Annotated in this window: 13 protein-coding genes; 10 read left to right on the top strand and 3 right to left on the bottom strand. The window is 67.4% G+C overall.

All coding sequences use genetic code 11. The features are described 5' to 3' along the window. Positions 1 to 6: 6 nt before the first annotated feature. The 6 genes from ABQY64_RS20780 to ABQY64_RS20755 all read left to right on the top strand — a co-directional run bounded on the left by ABQY64_RS20780 (position 7) and on the right by ABQY64_RS20755 (position 8,350). Positions 7 to 1,176, top strand: coding sequence for a glycerate kinase (locus ABQY64_RS20780; protein WP_228600262.1), 1,170 nt, complete (start codon positions 7 to 9; stop codon positions 1,174 to 1,176). Between the two features lie 153 nt (positions 1,177 to 1,329). Next, complete coding sequence (locus ABQY64_RS20775) at positions 1,330 to 2,508, top strand: sugar diacid recognition domain-containing protein (protein WP_046345186.1); 1,179 nt, start codon at positions 1,330 to 1,332, stop codon at positions 2,506 to 2,508. A 142-nt stretch (positions 2,509 to 2,650) separates the two neighbouring features. Next, positions 2,651 to 4,381 carry a diguanylate cyclase gene (locus ABQY64_RS20770; RefSeq protein WP_374151326.1) on the top strand — a complete coding sequence of 577 codons (1,731 nt, stop codon included), beginning with the start codon at positions 2,651 to 2,653 and terminating at the stop codon, positions 4,379 to 4,381. Between the two features lie 137 nt (positions 4,382 to 4,518). After that, positions 4,519 to 4,911, top strand: a complete 393-nt coding sequence (locus ABQY64_RS20765) for a DUF2628 domain-containing protein (RefSeq protein WP_016902101.1) — start codon at positions 4,519 to 4,521, stop codon at positions 4,909 to 4,911. A gap of 580 nt (positions 4,912 to 5,491) precedes the next feature. Next, positions 5,492 to 5,752: a hypothetical protein gene (locus ABQY64_RS20760; protein WP_039518179.1), complete on the top strand. Its 261-nt coding sequence runs from the start codon at positions 5,492 to 5,494 to the stop codon at positions 5,750 to 5,752. A gap of 120 nt (positions 5,753 to 5,872) precedes the next feature. Beyond that, a complete protein-coding gene (locus tag ABQY64_RS20755) occupies positions 5,873 to 8,350 on the top strand; it encodes a GH92 family glycosyl hydrolase (protein ID WP_115510053.1) in 2,478 nt (825 codons plus the stop codon). A 440-nt stretch (positions 8,351 to 8,790) separates the two neighbouring features. Here ABQY64_RS20755 and ABQY64_RS20750 read toward each other — a convergent pair whose 3' ends face one another. The 3 genes from ABQY64_RS20750 to ABQY64_RS20740 form a co-directional block, all read right to left on the bottom strand. Then, positions 8,791 to 10,206, bottom strand: a complete 1,416-nt coding sequence (locus ABQY64_RS20750; RefSeq protein ID WP_228600259.1) for an amino acid permease — start codon at positions 10,204 to 10,206, stop codon at positions 8,791 to 8,793. A gap of 181 nt (positions 10,207 to 10,387) precedes the next feature. Beyond that, a complete protein-coding gene (locus ABQY64_RS20745) occupies positions 10,388 to 10,768 on the bottom strand; it encodes a hypothetical protein (protein WP_016902107.1) in 381 nt (126 codons plus the stop codon). Positions 10,769 to 10,902: 134 nt separating this feature from the next. Then, the gene (locus tag ABQY64_RS20740) at positions 10,903 to 11,523 is read right to left on the bottom strand and encodes a glutathione S-transferase family protein (protein ID WP_104555859.1); all 621 of its coding nucleotides are present in this window, start codon (positions 11,521 to 11,523) and stop codon (positions 10,903 to 10,905) included. A 279-nt stretch (positions 11,524 to 11,802) separates the two neighbouring features. On the opposite strand from ABQY64_RS20740, the gene rmuC reads away from it, so the two are divergent. From rmuC to ABQY64_RS20720, 4 genes are all read left to right on the top strand, one after another. Continuing rightward, on the top strand, positions 11,803 to 13,338 hold the full coding sequence (gene rmuC, locus ABQY64_RS20735; protein WP_349779665.1) for a DNA recombination protein RmuC: 1,536 nt from the start codon (positions 11,803 to 11,805) through the stop codon (positions 13,336 to 13,338). A gap of 183 nt (positions 13,339 to 13,521) precedes the next feature. Continuing rightward, positions 13,522 to 13,926 (top strand): hypothetical protein, encoded by a 405-nt coding sequence (locus ABQY64_RS20730; RefSeq protein WP_206515220.1) that lies wholly within the window; start codon positions 13,522 to 13,524, stop codon positions 13,924 to 13,926. Between the two features lie 153 nt (positions 13,927 to 14,079). Further along, a complete protein-coding gene (locus ABQY64_RS20725) occupies positions 14,080 to 14,631 on the top strand; it encodes a glutathione peroxidase (protein WP_349779575.1) in 552 nt (183 codons plus the stop codon). Between the two features lie 349 nt (positions 14,632 to 14,980). Then, on the top strand, positions 14,981 to 15,400 hold the full coding sequence (locus tag ABQY64_RS20720) for a lysozyme inhibitor LprI family protein (protein ID WP_161961104.1): 420 nt from the start codon (positions 14,981 to 14,983) through the stop codon (positions 15,398 to 15,400). The last annotated feature ends 54 nt before the right edge of the window (positions 15,401 to 15,454 follow it).

Raw genomic sequence — 15,454 nt, 5'->3', positions numbered from 1 at the left:
GTGCCCATGAAGATCGTCATCGCCCCCGATTCCTACAAGGAAAGCCTGTCCGCGCTGGAGGTGGCCACCCAGATCGAGGCCGGCTTCCGCGAGGTGTTCCCCGACTGGCAGTACCGCAAGGTGCCGGTCGCCGATGGCGGCGAAGGCACGGTCGATGCGCTGGTGGCGGCCACCGGCGGGCGGGTGATCGACTGCACGGTCAGCGGCCCGCTCGGCACCCCGGTGCAGGCGTTCTTCGGCCTGACCGGCGACGGCCGCACCGCGGTGATCGAAATGGCCGCCGCCAGCGGCCTGGCACTGGTGCCGCCGGCCGAGCGCGCGCCGCTGCGTACCAGCACCGCGGGCGTGGGCGAGTTGATCCTGGCTGCGCTGGATGCCGGCGCGCGGCGCTTCATCATCGGCATCGGCGGCAGCGCCACCAACGACGGCGGCGCCGGCCTGGCGCAGGCGCTGGGCGTGCGGCTGCTGGATGCGCAGGGCGAGTCGATCGGCCCCGGCGGCGGCGCGCTGGCGACGCTGGCGCGGATCGACACCCAGGACCTGGACCTGCGGCTGCAGGACTGCCAGTTCGAAGTGGCCTGCGATGTGGACAACCCGCTGATCGGCCCGACCGGCGCTTCGGCGGTGTTCGGCCCGCAGAAGGGTGCCACCCCCAGCATGGTGCGCCAGCTCGACAGCAACCTGCAGCGCTACGCCGATGTGCTGCAACGCGACCTGGGCGTGCGCCTGCATGACTTGCCCGGTGGCGGTGCGGCCGGTGGCCTGGGCGCGGCGCTGGTGGCTTACCTGGGCGCGCAGTTGCGGCCCGGGGTGGAGATCGTCGCGCAGGCGCTGGGGCTGGATGCACTGGTCGCCCAGGCCGATCTGGTCATCACCGGCGAAGGCCGCCTGGACAGCCAGAGCCTGCACGGCAAGACCCCGGTGGGCGTCGCGCGGCTGGCGCAACGCCACGGCAAGCCAGTGATCGCCATCGCCGGTTGCCTGGGCAATGGTGCTGCGCTGCTGCATGGGCACGGCATCGACGCGATGTTTGCGGTGGTGCATCGCGCCTGCACGGTGGAGCAGGCGCTGGCCGAAGCCGCCAGCAACGTGCGCATCGCCGCACGCAATGTGGCCGCCGCGCTGCAGGTGGGCCAGGCCTTGGCGCAGTTGCCTGCGCGTGCAGCCACGCGCTGACGGCAGCGCGCGGGATGCCGTGCGCAGGCTGTGCCACGCGGTCGCCACCTGATCCACGGGCGCCGCCCGCCTGATGCATGAGCGCTGCACCGTCACGCAGCACCGAACATGCCACCGTGTCCTCCCGCGATCGCGCCAACAGACCCCACGCCCATGCTCACGCTCGACCGCACCCTGGCGCAGTCCATCGTCGACCGCGCGATGACCATCATCGACGGCAACGTCAATGTGATGGACCACACCGGCGTCATCATCGCCAGCGGCGAACCGGCGCGCATCGGTCAGCTGCACGAGGGCGCGCTGCTGGTGCTGTCCAGGCAGGGCCGGGTGGAGATCGATGCGGCGCTGGCGCAGCAGCTGGATGCGGTGCGCCCGGGCGTCAACCTGCCGCTGATCGCCGATGGCCGCATCGTCGGCTGCGTCGGGTTGACCGGCGACCCGCAGCGGATCGGGCAACAGGCCGAACTGGTGCGCATGGCCGCCGAAGCGATGCTGGAACAGGCCGGCCTGCTGCGCCTGCTGGCCCGCGATGCGCGCCTGCGCGAGGAAGTCACGCTTGGCCTGATCCGCGCCGACGGGCCGACCCCGGCACTGGCCGGTTGGGCCGAACGGCTCGGCATCGCGCTCGACCTGCCGCGCGTGGCGGCGGTGATCGAAGTGGAAAGCGACACCCTCGACCTGGACGCGATGCTGGTGGAACTGCAGCGCCTGCACACACTGCTGTCCACGCCCGAACGCGGCAACCTGATCGCCGCCACCGCGCTCAACGAACTGGTGGTGCTCAAGCCCGCACTGGACCGCCGCGGCCACTGGGATGTCGACGAACAACGCCGCCGCGCGCACACCTTGCTCGAGCGCATGCGCGCCAGCAGCCCGCTGCGGATCCGCCTCGCGCTGGGGCAGTACTTCCCGCAGCCCGGCGGGCTGGCGCTGTCGCACCAGATCGCGCGCACCACCATGCGCATCGGCAAGGCGCGCGCGCCGCAGGCCGATGCGTTCTTCTACGACGACCATCGCCTGCCGGTGCTGGTGGACGACCTGCGCCAGGCCTGGCAGGCCGAGGAACTGCGCAAGCCGCTGCAGGCGCTGCTGGCCCAGGACCGCCGCGGCGACCTGGTGCAGACGCTGTCGGTGTGGTTCGGCGCCGGCATGCGCATGGCGCCCACCGCCAAGGCACTGGCCATCCACCGTAATACGCTGGATTACCGCATGCAGCGCATCGCGGAACTCTGCGGCGTGGACCTGCGCAATACCGACGACTGCGTGCGCCTGTATCTGGCCCTGCAGATGCGCGATGACACTGCGGCAAGCGGGACCGAGCCCATCCAGTGACGGAGCGTGTGGGCTGCGCACAACGCACCTTCTGTGCGATGGCGCACGCAACGCTGCGTTAGCAGGTATGTTCGGTCCGCTAGACTGAGCGGATTGCCCGGGGGACCAAGCGAGCATTTCATTGAGCCACTGCGACGCCGTCGTGTCATCCACCTCCCGCGAGGCCGAGCGGCTGTCGCGTCTGGCGCTGTTGCAGGTCGTCGATACCGATGCCGAGCCGTTCTTCGACGCGCTGGCCGCCGCCGCGCAGGCGATCGCCGGCACGCCGATCGCGCTGGTGTCGCTGGTGGACGAACATCGCCAATGGTGGAAGGCCAATATCGGCCTGCCCGACGCCAGTGAAACCCCACGCGAACTCGCGTTCTGCGCCTACACCATCCAGGACGATGCGGTGATGGAAGTACGCGATGCGCCGGCCGATCCGCGCTTTCGCGACAATACGCTGGTCACCGATGCGCCGGGGATCCGTTACTACGCCGGTGCGCCGATCGTGTTGTCCGACGGCTTGCGCATGGGCACGGTGTGCGTGATCGACCAGCGCCCGCGCGCGCTGGAACCGGCGCAACTGGCCGCCTTGCAGCAGCTGGCCCGGGTTGCCGCCGAAGGCCTGGAGCAGCGCCGGCTGATGCTGGAACGCCAGGCCGCCAACGAACAGCTGCAGCAACGCCTGCGCGAGAGCGAGGCATTCCTGGAGCGCACCGGCCGGGTCGCCGGCGTCGGCGGCTGGGAAGTGGACGTGGCCAGCGGCGCCCTGACCTGGTCGGACCAGACCTGCCGCCTGCACGATCTGCCGGCGGGCTACCGGCCGACCCTGGCCGAAGGCATCGGCTTCTACCCGCTCGATGCGCGCGCGGTGATCACCGAAGCGGTCGAGGCCTGCGTGCGCGATGGCACGCCCTGGGATCTGGAACTGCCGCTGGTCAGCGCCACCGGCCGGCAGCTGTGGGTGCACAGCACCGGCTCGATGGAGCATGTGGACGGACGCACGCGCCTGATCGGCGCGATCCAGGACGTCACCGACCGCCACCGCGCGGTGGATGCGCTGGCCGCCAGTGAGCGCAAGTTCCGCAACATGTTCCAGTACAGCCTGGGCCTGATCTGCACCCACGACATGGATGGCCGCCTGATCAGCGTCAATCCGGCTGCCGCGCGCTCGCTGGGCCGCAGCGTGGAGGGCATGGAAGGCCGCTCGTTGCTGGAATTCGTCCGCCCCGAGCTGCATGCCGCCCTGCACGGCTATCTGTCGCGGATGGTGCTCGACGGCCAGGACGCCGGCGTGATCGAGCTGGTCGCCAGCGATGGCAGCCTGCGCCACTGGCAGTACCGCAACGTGCTGGACGTGGAGGCCGACGCCACCATCGTGCTGGCGCACGCCCAGGACATCACCAACCAGTACCAGCAGGAGAAGCAGCTGCTGGAATGGTCGTTCACCGACCCGCTCACCAACTGCTACAACCGCCGCTTCCTGGACGAGCTCGACAAGCGCGACCCCAGCGTGCGCTGGGGCTGCATCGTGGTGGATCTGGACAAGTTCAAGCTGGTCAACGACACCCATGGCCACCAGCGCGGCGACGAGGTGCTGGTGCAGATGGCCTGGTTCCTCAACCAGCCGCTGCGCACCCAGGACCGCCTGATCCGCCTGGGTGGCGACGAGTTCCTGGTGCTGCTGCATCAACCCACCCAGCCGCAGCTGGCGGCCCTGGTGCGCGACTACATGGCCGCCATCGACGAGGCGCCAATCCGGTTCACCCTGGGCACCGCCCTGCGCAACGACGGCGAGGCGCTGGCGGCGGTGGTCGACCGCGCCGACCACTCGCTGTATGCGCTGCGCCGGGCGCGCCGCGGCACCGGCCTCAGCGACCAGCGCGAATAACGCGCGCTGTGCTGCTGCAAGCGGCCACTGCCGAAGCTGATCGGCGGCTGACCCCGTCTTCCGTCCGGCGCCCGCAGACGTGTCCGGTGAATACGCGATCGCCTATCATGTAACCGTTTTCAACTACATGGTTTGGAATGGACACCTTCGATCGCACCCAGCTCAGCCCCAAGTGGCAGTTCCGTTTCGATTTCTTCGACCGGCACGGTGGCCCCAAGGACCCCAGTTACAAGAACGCACTGAAGACCTTGAGCTTTGGTGAGAAGGTCAAGGTCGGCATGAACTTCTATGCCTTCTTCTTCGGCGTCATCTACTTCTTCATCATCGGCCTGTGGCGCAAGGCGTTGAGCCTGATCGGCATCAGCGTCGTGGTGAGCATCGTGGCTTCATTCCTGCCGGCCGCGTTTCAGAATGTGCTGTGGCTGCCGCTGTCGTTGTTGACCGGCATGATCGCCAACTACGCCTATTACCTGGACAAGGTGAAGGGCAGCACCAGCTGGAACCCGTTCGAAGGCATGCGCTGGATCTGAGCAACTGCGTCACCGGCGCGTCGGCCCCTCCCGCCGCCACGCCAGCGTCGCCAAGCCCGGTCACTGACCGGGCTTTTTTTATGGGCCAACCAAGCCCCGCGGACCAAGCCCCTCTCCCCCCGGGGCGATAAGGCACAGCTTGCGCGCCACTGGCGCGCGTGCCTGGGAGTGCCCGCGCTGCCAGCGCGGGCCGGGGCGCGGAGCGGGGGTTGGGGTGATGGTCCGGCCTCCGACGCGCGACACGCCCAGGCGCACGCCTCTCAACCAACCGCGCGCAACGCAGCCAAATCGCCCCAAGCCAGCTCATCCGTCAGCGCAACTGGCACGCTTCAAAACTGCAGCACCCGGCCACGTGCAACAGCCTGATTCAAAACGCCTAAAACGCCGAAAAACTGCCAGACCCCGCACACTTTGCTGCGCCGCGGTGTGCAGCCGCGGGTCGGGAATGCTTAATCTTTGCCAATCGATGACATAAAGCGGTACCGGATTTAGATCGATCCAATTACGCCAATCCCCCGCAAGTGTTTGAAAAAAAGACGAAGTCTTTCCGTCGTACCACCGCCCTCGACGAGACGCTTGAATGACCGACTACCGCCGTTGTCGCCCGCAGCTGCTGTCCCGTGCCGTGCTGCTCGCATTGCTGTCGCCCCTGTCCGCCCTGGCCCAGCAGGCCAGCGCCCCGCAACAACTCGATGCCGTCACCGTGACCGGTTCGCGCATCAAGCGCATCCAGGCCGAAGGGCCGGCGCCGGTGCAGATCACCGGCTCCGAGGAGATCCGCAGCCGCCTGTTCAGCCCGGTCGGACGCGAGATCGCGGCAGAATACGTGTTCGATTTCTGAGCCGCTGCCCACCTGTCGCAAGCCGCCGTCAGGCGGATATCGACCGGTCGCCGCGTCCGGGCCGTCGGCACGCGTCATCCACCTGCGGCCTCGGCCGCTCTCTCCCCCGAGGTGTCCTGCATGCCCTTCGCCGTTGCATCCGATCGTTCTTCGTCGCATTTCCCATCCACGCCGCGGTGGCGCCGCGCCGCCGCCGGCCTGTGCCTGCTCGGCATGGCGGTGTGCGCGCCGCTGGCCGCGCAGGACCCGGCGCAGGTCAACACCTTCATCGGCAGCAAGGACGACGGCAACACCTTCCCCGGTGCCTCGGCGCCGTTCGGCCTGGTCCAGGTCAGCCCGATCGGCGCGCACTACGCCGGCTGGCGCTACGACGACCCCAGCATCCGCGGCTTCGGCCATTCGTTCCTGTCCGGGGCCGGCTGCTGGGAGCAGGGCGGGCAGGTCTCGGTGCTGCCGGTCACCGGCCGCATCGGCCCGGGCGGCGACTTCGACACCGGCGACGCCAAGGCCTTCGACCAGAAGCGCTATGCCGCCCGTTACACCCATGACGGCGAAGTCGGCCAGGCCGGCTACTACAAGGTGCGGCTGACCGACTACGGCGGCATCGACGCCGAAGCCACTGCGCTCACCCGCGCCGCCGCCGAGCGCTACACCTTTGCCCCCGGCGCCGATACCGGGCATGTGCTGGTCAACCTGGGCCAGGCCAACGACCGTCACGTGGTGATCGGCAGCCAGCTGCAGGTGGTCGGCGACCGCGTGGTCGAAGGCAAACTGACCACGCAAAGTTTCTGCGGCGGCCACGAATACACCACCTGGTTCCGGCTGGAATTCGACCGCCCGTTCACCGCGCACGGGGTCTGGGGCGAAGACGGCGGCGTGCCCGATGCGCGCCACGGCATGGGCGGCGAACTCAAGCCCAATGGTGCCTGGCTCAGTTTCCCGCTGGGCAACAACAAGAACGCGCGCGCAGTGACTGTGGTCAGCGCCATCTCGCACGTGGATGCCGAAGGTGCACGCAACAACCTGCGCGCCGACGGCATGCTCGGCGGCAAGCTGCTGGGCCTGGAGCAGATGCGCCAGCGCGCGCAACAGGCCTGGCGCAAGCAACTGGCCAGCCTGCAACTGGATGGCGCCAGCAACGACGATCGCAGCGTGGCCTACACCGCGCTGTATCACGCCCTGCTGCAGCCGCTGACCGGCAGCGATGCCGATGGCCGCTATCGTGGCTTCGACGATGCGATCCACCGCGCCGATGGCTGGACCTACTACGAGTATTTCTCGCTGTGGGACACCTATCGTTCGCAGAACCAGCTGCTCGCCTTGCTGCAGCCGGCGCGCGCGCGCGACATCGGCCGCTCGCTGCTGGCGATCCATCAGCAAGGCGGCTGGCTGCCGCGCTGGGGCTATGCCAACTTCGATACCAACATCATGACCGGCGACCCGGTGACCCCGTTCCTGGTCGACCTGTGGCGCTTCGGCGCGCTGCAGGACAACCAGGCGCAGGCGTACGCAGCGCTGCGCCAGAACGCCTTCGAACAACCGCCAATCAACTCGCGCCACGCCGGCCGCTCCGGCAACGCCAGCTACCTGGCCAACGGCTTCGTGCAGTACGACCGCGCGTTCCCGTCCAAGGGCATGGACGTGGACCCGCACCACGGCGGCTCGGCCACGTTGGAATACGCGCTGGCCGACTGTGCGCTGGCACAGATGGCGCAGGCGCTCGGCCACCCCGACGACAGCGCGCTGCTGCGCAAACGCGGCGGCAACTGGCATAACGTCTGGGACGCCGGCGTGCGCGATGCCGACACCGGCTTCAGCGGCTTTCCACGGCCCCGGCTGGAAGACGGCAGCTGGTACGCACCCTCAGACGATCGCTACAGCCCGCGTTCGCAGCACGGCTTCCACGAAGGCACCGCCTGGCAATACCAGTGGCTGGTGCAGCAGGACATCCCCGGCATGCTGCAGGCCATGCATGGCAGCGAGCAGGCCGGCCAACGCCTGGATGCCTTCTTCGCCTACGACGACCTGCTGAAGGACCCGCTCAATGCCGCGCGTACGCACTGGGTGGTCGGCCCGTACAGCTACTACAACCAGTACCGCTACAACCCCAACAACGAACCGGACCTGCACGCACCGTGGATGTACACGTTGATCGGCCAGCCGTGGAAGACCGCCACCGTGGTGCGCGCCGCCCAGCAGCTGTTCACCAATGCGCCCAACGGCGTCACCGGCAACGACGACCTCGGCACGATGTCGGCCTGGTACCTGTTCAGCGCGCTGGGCCTGTATCCGGCGGTGCCGGGCAGCGGGCAGTTCCTGCTGCATGCCCCACGCTTCAAGCGGGCCACGCTGGACCTGGGCAACGGCAAGCGCCTGCGCATCGACGCCCCCGGCGCCGACGGCCGCGCGCTGCAATACGTGGACAGCGTACGTTTCAACGGCACACCGCAGCGTCAGGTGTTCCTGGACTGGGCCCAGCTGCAGCAGGGCGGCACGCTGTCGTTCGCGCTGACCAAACAGCCCCCGACCCAGGGCTGGGGCACGCAGGCGGATGCACTCCCAACCTCGTTCTGCGCCACGCCTGCAGCCGCGCCTTGAGCCAACGCTCCTCCCCGGGTTGTGGGGAGTGCGAGGGAAAGCCCTGACGTTGCCGGCGCACGTGCTCAAGCCCCTCTCCTGCGGGGCGATAAGGCACAGCTTGCGCGCCACTGGCGCGCGTGCCTGGGAGCGCCCGCGCTGCTAGCGCGGGCCGGGGCGCGGGTACGGAGCGAAGCACCTGACCAAGTTGGATAACACCAGGCGTCGCCCGTCCCCTCATCCAGCCCCTCGGGCCACCTTCTCCCGATGGGAGAGGGGAGTGGTCAGCGTGCATCCGCAAGCAGTCGTGCAGCACGGGACTGCAACCGCCATGACTTTCCCATCGACGATTCAAGCTTGAAGGCGCGTGGCGACGCGTTCGTCATCGCTGGCTATTGGTGGATATCCGGGGCGCCCCTCATCCGGCCCTTCGGGCCACCTTCGCCCGATGGGAGCTGGAACTACCCAACCTTCGCCAAGCGGCTATTCCGCCGCCCATAGGCCACATACACCACCACGCCCAATACGTTCCAGACCAGGAACCAGCCCTGCGTGGTACTCGGCAGGCTCCAGAACAGGTACAGGCAGCCCAGGATCGCCACCGGTCCCACCACCCACGCCAGCGGCGTGCGGAAGGAGCGCGCACGCGTCGGCTCGCGCACGCGCAGCACCAGCAGGCACGCCGCTACCGCAGTGAACGCGGCCAGGGTCCCGGCATTGGCCAATGCGGCAATTTCATCCAGGCGTGCCACACCGGCCAACGCGGCCACCAGCACCGCCGTGAACAAGGTGATCGCCACCGGCGTACCGGTGCGTGCATTGACCTTGGACAAGCCGCGCGGCAACAGGCCATCGCGCGACATCACGAAGAAGATGCGGCTCTGCCCGTACAGAAACGCCAGCAGCACCGTCGGCAGCGCGATGATCGCCACCGCACCGATCACCAACGCCGCCTTGCCGTGGCCAAGTTCGCGCATGATCAGCGCCAGCGGCTCCGGGCTCTTGCCGAACACGGTGAAGCTCATCGCGCCCACCGCCGACAACGCCACCAGCACATAGATCAGCGTGCAGCCGATCATCGAACCGACGATGCCGATCGACAGATCGCGGCCCGGGTTCTTGGTCTCCTCGGCCGCGGTGGAGATCGCATCGAAGCCATAGAACGCGAAGAAGATGATCGCCGCCGCCGCCATCACCCCGCGCTCCACGCCATCCGGGCCCGCGGTCTTGGGGAAGCCATACGGCATGAACGGCTGCAGGTTGGCACTGTCGAAGGCCGGCAGGGCGATCGCCACGAACACGCCCAGCGCCACGATCTTCAGCACCACCAACACCGCATTGAGCGTGGCGCTTTCCTTGGTGCCGGCCATCAGCATGCCGGCCACCAGGAAGGTGATCACCACCGCCGGCAGGTTGACGATGCCGCCGGCGTGCGGCCCGGCCACCAGGGCATGCGGCAGGTTGACCCCCAACCACTGCAGGAAGCCGACGAAATAGCCCGACCAGCCCACCGCCACCGTGCTCACCACCAGCGAGTACTCCAGCACCAGGCTCCAGCCCACCACCCAGGCGATGCTCTCGCCGAGCGCGGTGTAGCTGTAGGTGTAGGCGCTGCCGGCGGCCGGCATCATCGTGGCCATCTCCGCATACGCCAGCGCCGCGCAGGCGCACACGATGCCGGCGGCCACAAACGACAGCAGCACCGCCGGGCCAGCCTTGTCCGCGCCCACCCCGATCAACGTATAGATGCCGGTGCCGACGATCGCGCCGATACCCAGCGCGACCAGATGCGGCCAACTCAGGCTGCGGACCAGTTGCCGACCGGCCTCGTGCACGGTGACCTGATCGATGGATTTGCGCCTGAGCCAAGACGACATGCGGACCTCGCGGGAATCAAAGAATTCCCGAGTGTCGCCCAACGCGCCGCAGCAAAGCTATCGGTCCAAGGTCATGCGTCGGCGCAAGCATGGCAGCGCAGACACGCCCACCGCGTTATTTGAGCGCGCGCCGCACCTCGCCGTTCCCTGGCCAAACGCGCCCGCCCCGCACAATCCCCGCTCACTCGACCGACGGGCGATGCGGTGGACGCACATTGCGATACACCAACTGCACCGCCCACGCGCCCACCAGACCCACCGCACCGGCGGCAAAGTGGGTCCAGTCGAGCAGGCGTGGCGCCGCCCCGTTGGCATCATGTCCCCAGAAGTTGAACCACAGCAGCACCAGTGCGGTGACCCCGATCCCGATCCAGAACCACAGCCGCGTGCCGCCGATCGCATAGAACCCGAACGGCAAGGCCGCGCCGATCAAGAAGTGCACCGGGAAGAAATACGCCGTGCCGTATGGCCGCATCAGGTACCACACGATTGCCGCAAAGCTGCCGAGAAACGCGAACAGGCCCAGCGCGAACAGACGGGTTTGGTTGGTGGCAGTGGTCATCAGCTGGCCTGGCAGGAACGAAGCCCCACCCTAGCCATGCGCAGGTCACGTTGAGGTCAATGCGCTGCAATCTGCCTGCAACTTCATCACCGCGGCGCTGTCTGGCCCGCTTCGCGCAGCGGCTGCCGCATCCTTTACGGCGCGTTGCAGCCATGCTGTTGAAAGCCGGCACGCGTCTTCAGGCGAGCGTGATACGCCGCCACCGCAGGCAACGCCGGCCGCTCGATCGGGCTGGCAAGCCAGCGCTGCGTCGATAACCCCAACACGATATCGGCCAGGGTGAAGTCCGCTCCGAGCACGAACGGGCCGCCGCGTTGCAGCTGCGCCTCAAGAATTCCCATGTGCCGATTCCACTCGCGCACGCTCGTGGCAATCGCCTGCACATCGGCATGTGCCGCGCTGCCACGCACCGTGGCCATGAACGCGTACCGCCAGGCGTTATTGAGTTCGGTGGCCTGCCAATCCATCCATTGCTCGACCAGCGCACGTGCAGCGGGAGCCGTCGGCAACAGGTCGGTGCGACCTGCATGTGCGGCCAGATACCGGCAGATCGTGTTCGACTCCCACAGCACCAGATCGCCATCGCGGATCACCGGCACCAGCGCATTGGGATTGAGCGCGCGAAACGCCGGCGTCTCCACCGATGCAAACCCGCTGCCATACGCGTGCAGCGTGTAGTCCAGCGCCAGTTCCTCGCACAGCCACAGCACCTTGCGCACATTGATGGAGGTCGGTTTTCCGTAAAGTTCGAGCACGGTCGGTCGCGGCTTGGGCAGGTCGCTCACCTTAGCGCGCATGCCTGCATCTGCGCAGCAGCCCAGACCGTGGCGCGATGCCAGGCCGCTTCGCACCACCGCCAGGCACCTCGCAAGCTTCGCCCACCTGGGTCCGGCGTAGTGCGCGCGCCCCCAACTGCGCCCTGCAGCCGCCGCCGGCCGGCAAGCCACTGACGCAGCCCCTGCGACCGGCCCGGCTACACTGCGCACATGTCATCCGAATCCCTGATCCTTCTCGGACTGCTCGTCGCAGTCCTGGTGCTGCAGCTGATCGCGCTGCTGCGACGTCCTTCCACCAGCGGCCTGGAGCTGGCGCTGCGCGCCGAGCAACGCGACGGCCGCGGCGAATTGCGCGAGCAACTCGAAGGCCTGGCGCGGCAGCAGGACGGCCGCCTGGAAACCTTCGCGCGCAATCTCACCGAACTGTCCACGCGCACCGACCAGCGCCTGGACCTGTTGCGCGACGCACTCGGCGAAGATGCCCGCAAGGCCCGCGAAGAAAGCGCCCTGGCGCAACAACGCACCGGCGAACTGCTGACGCTGCGGCTGACCGAATTGCGCACCCAGCTCGACGGCTTCGGCCAGCAGCAGGAAACCCGTATCCAGGTGTTCGGCCAGCAACTGACCGAGCTGATCGCACGCACCGATACCCACATGGCCGCCCTGCGCGATGCGCTAGCCGAAGATTCCCGCAAGGGCCGGCAAGAGGCCGGAGAGTCGCAGCAGCGCTTCACCGAGGCCTTGGGCCAACGTCTGACCGAACTCACCCAGCGCAACGAACTGCGCATCGGCGAAATGCGCGCCACGCTGGAACAACAGCTGGCCAACCTGCAGAACGACAACGCCAGCAAGCTCGAGCTGATGCGCGCCACCGTCGACGAAAAACTGCAGACCACGCTCAACACACGCCTGGATGCCTCCTTCAAGCTTGTTTCCGAACGCCTGGAGCAGGTACAGCGCGGTCTGGGCGAAATGCAGCAGCTGGCCACCGGCGTGGGCGATCTCAAGCGCGTGCTGACCAACGTCAAGGACCGCGGCGGCTGGGGCGAGGTGCAGCTGGAGAACATCCTCGAGCAGACGCTGACGATGGAGCAGTACGCGCGCAGCGTGCGGGTCAAGCCCGACAGCGCCGAAGCGGTGGATTTTGCGATCCGCCTGCCGGGGCGTGGCGACGACACCGTGGTGTGGCTGCCGGTCGATGCCAAATTCCCGCGCGAGGACTACGAACGCCTGATCGATGCGCAGGAAAAGGGCGACCTGGACGCGATCAAGAATTCGACCGCGCAGCTGGAACGCGCCATCCGCATCCAGGCCAAGTCGATCAGCGACAAGTACGTCTGCCCGCCGCAGACCACCGACTTCGCAGTGATGTTCCTGCCGACCGAGGGCCTGTACGCCGAAGTGATCCGCCGCGCCGGCCTGGTCGACCTGCTGCAGCGCGAACATCGCGTGGTGCTGGCCGGCCCGACCACGTTCACCGCCCTGCTCAACAGCCTGCAGATGGGCTTCCGTACGCTGGCGATCGAAAAGCGCTCCAGCGAGGTCTGGCAGGTGCTGGGCGCGGTGAAGAGCGAGTTCGGCAAGTTCGCCGGCATTCTCGAAAAGGCCGAGCGGCAGATCAGCACGGTCGGCAAGAGCCTGGGCGAGGCCAGCCGCAAGACCCGCACCATCGAACGCCGCCTGCGCGGCGTGGAAACCCTGGCCAGCGAACAGTCCCAGGCACTGCTGGATGATGCCGGCAGCGACGACACCGGAAGCAGCAGCGAAGACGACAGCAAAGACGAGCAGGAGTGATCCGGCTGCAGACGGTGATGCCACACGCCATGACGTAGGAGCGCACCCGGGCGCGACCAGCCGTTACCGATAACGCCTCATCGTGCCCGGGTGCGCTCCTACCAACGCAGGTCTTTGGCGAGTCCTCTTGCGCCGATAGCGAGCACGCCGCGCAGACATCGCCACCGCGATGCTTGCACTTACCTGGTTCAAGACGAGAGTTTCAACATGGCAACCCGATGGATCCACGCAGTGCTCTGCGCGCTGCTGTTGACCGCATGCAGCAGTACCCCGGCGGCCAGGTCGGGCGCTGCGGCGGACGCCCCGCAGCCTCCGCGCGCCGTTTCCGCCGACGCTGCCGAATGCACGGCAAAGGGCGGGCAGCTGCGTCCGGTCGGCCGCATGCAGACGGTGCGTTGCGTGGTGCCGTATGCCGACGCCGGCAAGACCTGCAGTGACAACTCCGACTGCAGCGGCGATTGCCTGGCCACCAGCATCGTGCCGACCGGCACCGCGACCTCCGGCACCTGCCAGCGCGACAGCGACCGCTTCGGTTGCCGCCAGGAAGTGGTCGGCGGCATGGGCCAGGCCGCGTTGTGCATCGATTGATGGCTGCGAACAGGGCCAAGCGCGCGCACGGGCCGATCAGTCGATCGACCTGTGCGCGTCGCGGCAGATAACTGCAAGCGTCATGAGCCAGCGGCATCGCTCGCTCCACCCTGGCGGTTTATGCTCTCGGCTCCACCTGTCCAGGACGCACCGATGAGCCAGACGCTGTACGACATCCCCGTGGCCCGCATCGACGGTGAGCCCGCTACGCTGGCCGACTATCGCGGCAAGGTATTGCTGGTGGTCAACGTTGCCTCCAAGTGTGGGCTGACCCCGCAGTACGAAGGCCTGCAGGCGCTGTATCGCGACAAGCAGGCACAGGGGCTGGAAGTGCTGGGCTTTCCGGCCAACGACTTCAAGGGACAGGAGCCGGGCAGCGAGGCGGAGATTGCGCAGTTCTGCCAGCTCACCTACGACGTGAGCTTTCCGATGTTCTCCAAGATCGCCGTCACCGGCGCCGAAACCCATCCGCTGTATCAGGCATTGACCAACGCCCGCCCGCAAGCCACCGGCGATGGCCCGATGCGCGAGAAGCTGGCCGGCTACGGCATCGCACCCAACCCGGCACCGGGCGTGTTGTGGAACTTCGAGAAATTCCTGATCGGCCGCGACGGCCAGGTCATCGACCGCTTCGCCCCCGACGTGCCGGCAGACGATGCGCGCCTGCGTGCAGCGGTGGATGCGGCCCTGGCGGCGGCTGCTTGAGGCCCCTCTCTACCAGGGCCAGACACCACGCGTGCGCACTAGTGGCACGCGTGGCTTGAAGCGCACACCGCGAAGCAGGGCTTGCGTGAGGGAGACGCTTAAAGACGGCTGCACCATCTACATTCGACGCTGAAACAGGCAGATGTCTGGAGTGATCCCATGAGCGCAGGAACACGCTGCGTTTGCTGGCTTGGCCAAAACATCATGGCGGTTGCGGATGGCCGGGCTCTACTAGCAGCAGGCGATTGCACTGCTCGATTTTCAGTCACCGGCCGCCCGAGCTGCGAGCAAGCTGCATCCGATGTGGCAGTGCCATCACCGCGAAGGCGACACAACAAGGAGCCTGTCGATGCGTCTTATCTTTGTCGCCCTGATGCAGCTTGGCAGTTTGTCGCTGCACGCTGCGGAACCTTGCCGCGACCTGCAGACAACCTCGGCAAGTAATGCCTGCTGGAACCAGCAAGTCGGTATATCGCAGGAACGTCTGGACGATTATCTGGCTACCGCGCGCGACACCGCCATTTCCACGTCGGATGTTCCCGCCGACGCGTTCGACAATGCACAGACGGCGTGGACGACTTACCGCGATCTTCAATGCGGCAATGTGCGAACGCGCTGGCGCGATGCGACAGTCCGGCCGGCAAAGGTAGCGAGCTGCATCGTCGACCTCAACGATCAGCGGGCGCACGACCTGTGGAAACACTACCTCACCTATGTCGACCGCACGCCGTCGCTCAGGCCCGAACCCGCGTTGCGCTCCGGCAAGTGATATCGCAAGTGCAATCCAATTCTTCGGTTCTGGTTGCCCGAAGTAATCACCCGC

Origin of the sequence: Xanthomonas sp. WHRI 7065, assembly GCF_040203115.2 — a bacterium.
In the GTDB taxonomy this organism is placed as follows: Bacteria; Pseudomonadota; Gammaproteobacteria; order Xanthomonadales; family Xanthomonadaceae; genus Xanthomonas; species Xanthomonas arboricola.
This window is presented reverse-complemented; position numbering and strand designations above follow the sequence as displayed.